The following is a 5,431-nucleotide window of genomic DNA, read 5'->3' as shown; positions in this document are numbered from 1 at the left end:
GACGGCCTCTTCTACGCCCGCCTCGGCGCCGCGCCGGACCACCCGATGACGGTGACCTTCCCCGAGGGCGAGTACCTGAAGGGCCTGGTGATCCTCAGGCGCTGAGCGCTACAGTCGGCCGGCAAGGCCCCCGTCGCGGGGCCGATCGGCGGACCTCCGTGGCCCTGGCCTCGTCGCGTGATCCCTCGCCTTCGCGCAGCCTGCTCGAGCTCCTGCGCGCCGAGCTGACGCGCTCGCTCCCGTTCTCGCGCATGAGCCCGGCCGATCTCGACGCCCTGATCGCCGGGGCCCAGCAGGCCTACTACGCGCCCGGCGAGGTCGTGCTGGCCCCGTCGATGGGCCCGGCGCGAATGCTGCACGTGATCCGCCGCGGCAGCGTCACGAGCCGCCGGCCGGCCGACGAGCAGAGCCGCGTCGAGTACACGGGCGGCGACCTGTTTCCGGCCGGCGCGGTGCTCGCCGAGCGGCCGGTGAGCGGCACCTACACCGCCAACGCCGACACCTTCTGCCTGCTGCTCCCGGCGGCGCTGGTGCGATCGCTCTCTGAGCGCAGCGCGCCCTTCGCCGACTTCCTCAGCCACCGGGCCGCGCAGCTGCTCGAGCAGTCGCGGCGCGCGCTGCAGGCGGCCTGGGCATCGCAGGTCCACGCCGAGCACTCGCTGGAGGCGGCGCTGTCGACGCTGCCGCGGCGCGCCGTGCTCCGCTGCGTCGAGTCGACGCCGCTCGGCGAGGCGCTGGCGGCGATGCACAAAGGCCACGTCGGGTCGATCGTGGTCACCGACGCGGCCGAGTCGCCGGTCGGCATCCTGACCCGGCACGACGTCGTCGGCCGCATCACCCTGCCGCAGCGGCCGCTGGGCGATCCGGTCGGCTCGGTCATGAGCGCCCCTGTCCACTCGCTGGGCAGCGGCAGGACCCTGCTCGACGCTGCCCTGCTGATGTCGACGCGTGGCATCCGCCACGTCCCGGTGACAGAGGCCGGTCGCGTCGTCAACGTCGTCTCCGAGCGCGACCTGTTCGCGCTGCAGCGGCTGTCGCTGCGCCAGATCGGCTCCCGGCTGCGCGTCGCTGCCGACCTTCCGGCCCTGCAGGCGCTCGCTGCCGAGATCCGCCGTTTCGCGGGCCATCTGCTCGGCCAGGGTGTCGGCGCGCGCCAGCTCACCGAGCTCGTCAGCCGCCTCAACGACAACCTCACCGAGCGCCTGGTGCAGCTCGTCGCCGAGCGGCGCGGCCGCGACCTGGGGCGCGCCTGCTGGCTGGCCTTCGGCTCGGAGGGCCGCTCGGAGCAGACCGTCGCCACCGACCAGGACAACGGCCTGATGTTCGTCAGCGACTCGCCCGACGCCGACCGCGCCGACTGGCTCGCCTTCGGGCGCGAGGTGAACGAGGGGCTCGATGCCTGCGGCTATCCGCTGTGCAAGGGCAACGTCATGGCCAGCAACCCGGCCTGCTGCCTGTCGGTGGAGGAGTGGCAGCAGGCCTTCGCCGGCTGGATCGAGCGCGGCACGCCGGCCGACCTGCTCGCCGCCAGCATCTACTTCGACCTGCGCCCCCTGTGCGGGGCGGTCGGGCTGGTCGAGCCGCTGCGCGCCGACATCGGCGCCCGCGCCGCGGCGGTGCCGCGCTTCATCAAGCAGATGGCCGACGACGCACTGCGCCAGCCGGCGCCGCTCAACTGGCGCGGCGCCATCGACACCACCGAGGTCGACGGCCGGCCGATGTTCGACCTCAAGCTGCAGGGCTCGAGCATCTTCGTCGCCGCGGCGCGTCTCTATGCCCTGGCGCACGGCATCCGGGAGACCGGAACGCGGGCCCGCCTCGAGGCCGTGGCACCGCGGCTCGGCGCGACGCCGCGCGAATCGGAGTCGTGGGTGATCGCCTTCGAGTTCCTGCAGATGCTGCGCCTGCGCGTGCAGCTGCGGGCGGCGACCGAGGCCGGCACGTCCGCCGAGGCGCATCCGAACAGGATCGACTTGTCCAGCCTCAGCGACATCGATCGGCACATGCTGAAGGAAGCCTGCAAGGTGGCGCGCCAGCTGCAGCAGCGCATCGAGCTCGACTACCGGCGTTGAGACGAGCCTCGATGTGGGAGACCGCCCGCCGCTGGTTCGGCCGCAGCCCGCCGCTCGACGACGCGCGCTGGGTCGTGCTCGATGTCGAGGCGAGCGGCCTCGACGTCCGGCGCGACCGGCTGCTCGCGATCGCCGCCGTCGCCGTGCATCGGCCGGGCGACGCATCGCATGGCGACCGGCCGCGCGTCCGCCTCGGCGACAGCTTCGAGGTGGTGCTGTGCCAGCCCGACGTGGTGGCACCTCCCGACAAGGCCAACATCCTGCTGCACGGCATCGGCATGGGTGCGCAGCGCGAGGGCATGGATTTCGCGGCTGGCCTGGACGCCTTCGTCGCCTGGGCCGGGGCGTCGCCGCTGATCGCCTTTCACGCCGCCTTCGACCGGGCGATGCTCGACCGGGCCTGCCGCGAGCAGGGGCGGCCGCCGCTGCCGGCTGCCTGGCTCGATCTCGCGCCGCTCGCCGCGGTGCTCCATCCCGGCGTCCGGGGCAAGGCCCTGGACGACTGGCTGGCCCACTTCGGCATCGTCTGCGCGGTGCGGCACCAGGCCGCCGCAGACGCACTGGCCACGGCCGAGCTGCTGCTCAGGCTGTGGCCGGCGCTGCGCCGGGAGTTGCCGCGGCCGGACTTTCGCGCCGTCCAGGGCCTCGCCGCAGCGCGGCGCTGGATGCCCGGCTGAACCAGGGTCAGCGCGAGCTCGACCCTGCGGCCGGCTGCCGGAGCCTGCCCCGCGACGGTGCGGCGCCGGGCTCGGGCAAGGCAATGCGGGTCTCGAACTTGGCGCGGTGAACGCTGAAGAAAGTCTTCACGTTGCGCACGTTCGCGTCGGCAGTGAAGAGCCGTTGCACCAGCGCGTGATAGCCGGCCATGTCGGCGACCTGGACCAGGAGGATGAAATCCGGCCCGGGCGAGACGCGATGGCACTGCTGCACCGCCGCTTCAGCGACGGCGCGGGCCTCGAACGCGGCCATCGCCTCGGCCGACTGGCGATCGAGCGTCACCTCGGCGAAGGCGGTGAGGCCGTGCCCCAGCCGCTCCGCCGACAGGAGGGCGACGCGGCGGGCCACGACGCCGGCGTCGACCAGGCGCTTGACCCGGCGCAGGCATGTCGCTGGCGACAGGCCGAGGCTCGCCGCGAGTGATTCGTTGGTCCGGGAGGCGTCGCCCTGCAGCGCGTCCAGCAGCCGGAGGTCGACTGCATCGAAGGAAGTATTCATGAACTTGGTCGCTTGGGAGGAAATCTGAAAGTTGCACGCGCGGTGAAATAGTCTGTCGTAAAAGCGGCGATTACGCAAACACGATGCAGATGCTCCACGCTAGAGTCGCCGCTCCTTCAATTCGGAGCCGGCCATGTGTGGAATCGTCGCCGCCGTCAGCGCCCGCAACATCGTTCCCGTCCTGCTCGAGGGCCTGCGCCGGCTCGAGTACCGCGGCTACGACTCCTGCGGCGTGGCCCTCAGCCAGGACGGCACGCTGCGCCGGGCCCGCAGTACCGCGCGCGTCGCCGAGCTGGCCGTCAACGTCGAGGCCGAGCGCCTGACCGGCGGCACCGGCATCGCGCACACGCGCTGGGCGACGCATGGTGCGCCGCTGGTCCACAACGCCCACCCGCACTTCTCGCACGGGCCGAACGTCACCGGCGCGAACGGCGTCGCTGAATCCGGTGACGAGGCGGACGCCGGGGCCGAGGCCGGTGAGGCCTCGGGCATCGCGGCGGGCGGTCGCGTCGGCCTGGTCCACAACGGGATCATCGAGAACCACGACGAGCTACGCGCCGAGCTGCAGGGCCGGGGCTATGCCTTCGTCACGCAGACCGACACCGAGGTGATCGCGCACCTGATCGATCACCTGTACGACGGCGACCTGCTCGAGGCGGTCCAGCGCGCCTTGCCGCGCCTGCGCGGCGCCTACGCCGTCGCCGTGTTCTGCCGCGACGAGCCGCATCGCGTGATCGGTGCCCGCCAGGGCTCGCCGCTGGTGCTCGGCGTCGGCGGGCAGGAAGGCGCCAACGAGAACTTCCTCGCCTCCGATGCGATGGCGCTGGCCGGCGTCACCGACCAGATCGTGTATCTGGAAGAGGGCGACGTCGTCGACCTGCAGCTCGGCAAGTACTGGATCACGCATGCCGACGCGAACGGCGTCTTCCGGCGCGCCGAGCGGCCGGTCCGGACCGTCGTCGCGCACACCGGCGCCGCCGAGCTCGGGCCCTACCGGCACTACATGCAGAAGGAGATCTTCGAGCAGCCGAAGGCGATCGCCGACACCCTCGACGCCGTGCCCGCCATCTCGCCCGACCTGTTCGGCGACGACGCCTTCCGCATCTTCAAGGAGATCGACGCCGTCCTGATCCTCGCCTGCGGCACCAGCTACTACAGCGGCTCGGTCGCCAAGTACTGGCTCGAGTCGATCGCCCGCATCCCGACCTCGGTCGAGGTCGCCAGCGAGTACCGCTACCGCGACAGCGTGCCGAACCCGCGCACCCTGGTCGTGACGATCTCGCAGAGCGGCGAGACCGCCGACACCCTGGCCGCCTTGAAGCATGCCCGCTCGCTCGGCATGGCGCACACGCTGACGGTGTGCAACGTCGCGACCAGCGCGATGGTCCGCGAGTGCGTCATGGCCTACATCACGCGGGCCGGCGTCGAGATCGGCGTGGCCTCGACCAAGGCCTTCACGACCCAGCTCGTCGGCCTGTTCCTGCTCACGCTGGCGCTCACCCAGGTGCGCGGCCGCCTGTCCGACGACGACGAGGCCGCGCACCTGAAGGCGCTGCGCCACCTGCCCGTGGCGGTGCAGGCGGTGCTCGCCCTCGAGCCGCAGATCATCGCCTGGAGCGAGGCCTTCGCGGCCAAGGAGAACGCGCTCTTCCTCGGCCGCGGCATGCACTACCCGGTGGCGCTCGAAGGGGCGCTGAAGCTGAAGGAGATCAGCTACATCCATGCCGAGGCCTACCCTGCCGGCGAGCTCAAGCACGGGCCGCTGGCGCTGGTCACGGCGCAGATGCCGGTGGTCGCGATCGCCCCCAACGACGCCCTGCTCGAGAAGCTCGAGAGCAACCTGCACGAGGTGCGGGCGCGCGGCGGCGAGCTGTTCGTCTTCGCCGATGCAGACACGCGGATCCAGTCGGGCGAGGGCGTCCACGTCATCCGCATGCCGGAGCACTACGGCATGCTCTCGCCGATCCTGCACGTCGTGCCGCTGCAGTTGCTCGCGTATCACACGGCGGTGGCGCGGGGGACGGATGTGGACAAGCCGAGGAACCTGGCGAAGAGCGTGACGGTCGAGTAGGAGACGATCGACGGACGGCGAGTCTCTACACTCGCTCACGCATGAGCCTTCCTGCCCTGCGCTCCCACCTGCT

General features: G+C 71.8%; 4 protein-coding genes. 3 read left to right on the top strand and 1 reads right to left on the bottom strand.

From position 1 onward, the window contains the following. Nucleotides 1–158 precede the first annotated feature (158 nt). Together AC30N0_RS01350 and AC30N0_RS01345 are read left to right on the top strand one after the other, a co-directional pair. Nucleotides 159–2,072: a DUF294 nucleotidyltransferase-like domain-containing protein gene (locus AC30N0_RS01350; protein ID WP_489516142.1), complete on the top strand. Its 1,914-nt coding sequence runs from the start codon at nucleotides 159–161 to the stop codon at nucleotides 2,070–2,072. A gap of 11 nt (nucleotides 2,073–2,083) precedes the next feature. Beyond that, entirely contained in the window at nucleotides 2,084–2,749 is a 666-nt protein-coding gene (locus tag AC30N0_RS01345) for a 3'-5' exonuclease (protein ID WP_489516141.1), read from the top strand. 7 nt (nucleotides 2,750–2,756) lie between these two features. Here AC30N0_RS01345 and AC30N0_RS01340 read toward each other — a convergent pair whose 3' ends face one another. Beyond that, nucleotides 2,757–3,287 carry an Lrp/AsnC family transcriptional regulator gene (locus AC30N0_RS01340; RefSeq protein WP_489516140.1) on the bottom strand — a complete coding sequence of 177 codons (531 nt, stop codon included), beginning with the start codon at nucleotides 3,285–3,287 and terminating at the stop codon, nucleotides 2,757–2,759. Nucleotides 3,288–3,420: 133 nt separating this feature from the next. Here AC30N0_RS01340 and glmS point away from each other — a divergent pair, with 133 nt between their 5' ends. Next, on the top strand, nucleotides 3,421–5,358 hold the full coding sequence (gene glmS / locus AC30N0_RS01335; RefSeq protein ID WP_489516139.1) for a glutamine--fructose-6-phosphate transaminase (isomerizing): 1,938 nt from the start codon (nucleotides 3,421–3,423) through the stop codon (nucleotides 5,356–5,358). The last annotated feature ends 73 nt before the right edge of the window (nucleotides 5,359–5,431 follow it).

It is taken from the genome of Rhizobacter sp. (genome assembly GCF_031412495.1).
GTDB lineage: Bacteria > Pseudomonadota > Gammaproteobacteria > Burkholderiales > Burkholderiaceae_C > Schlegelella_A.
Note: the sequence above shows the minus strand (reverse complement) of the source record. Positions and strands in the feature narration are given on the sequence as shown.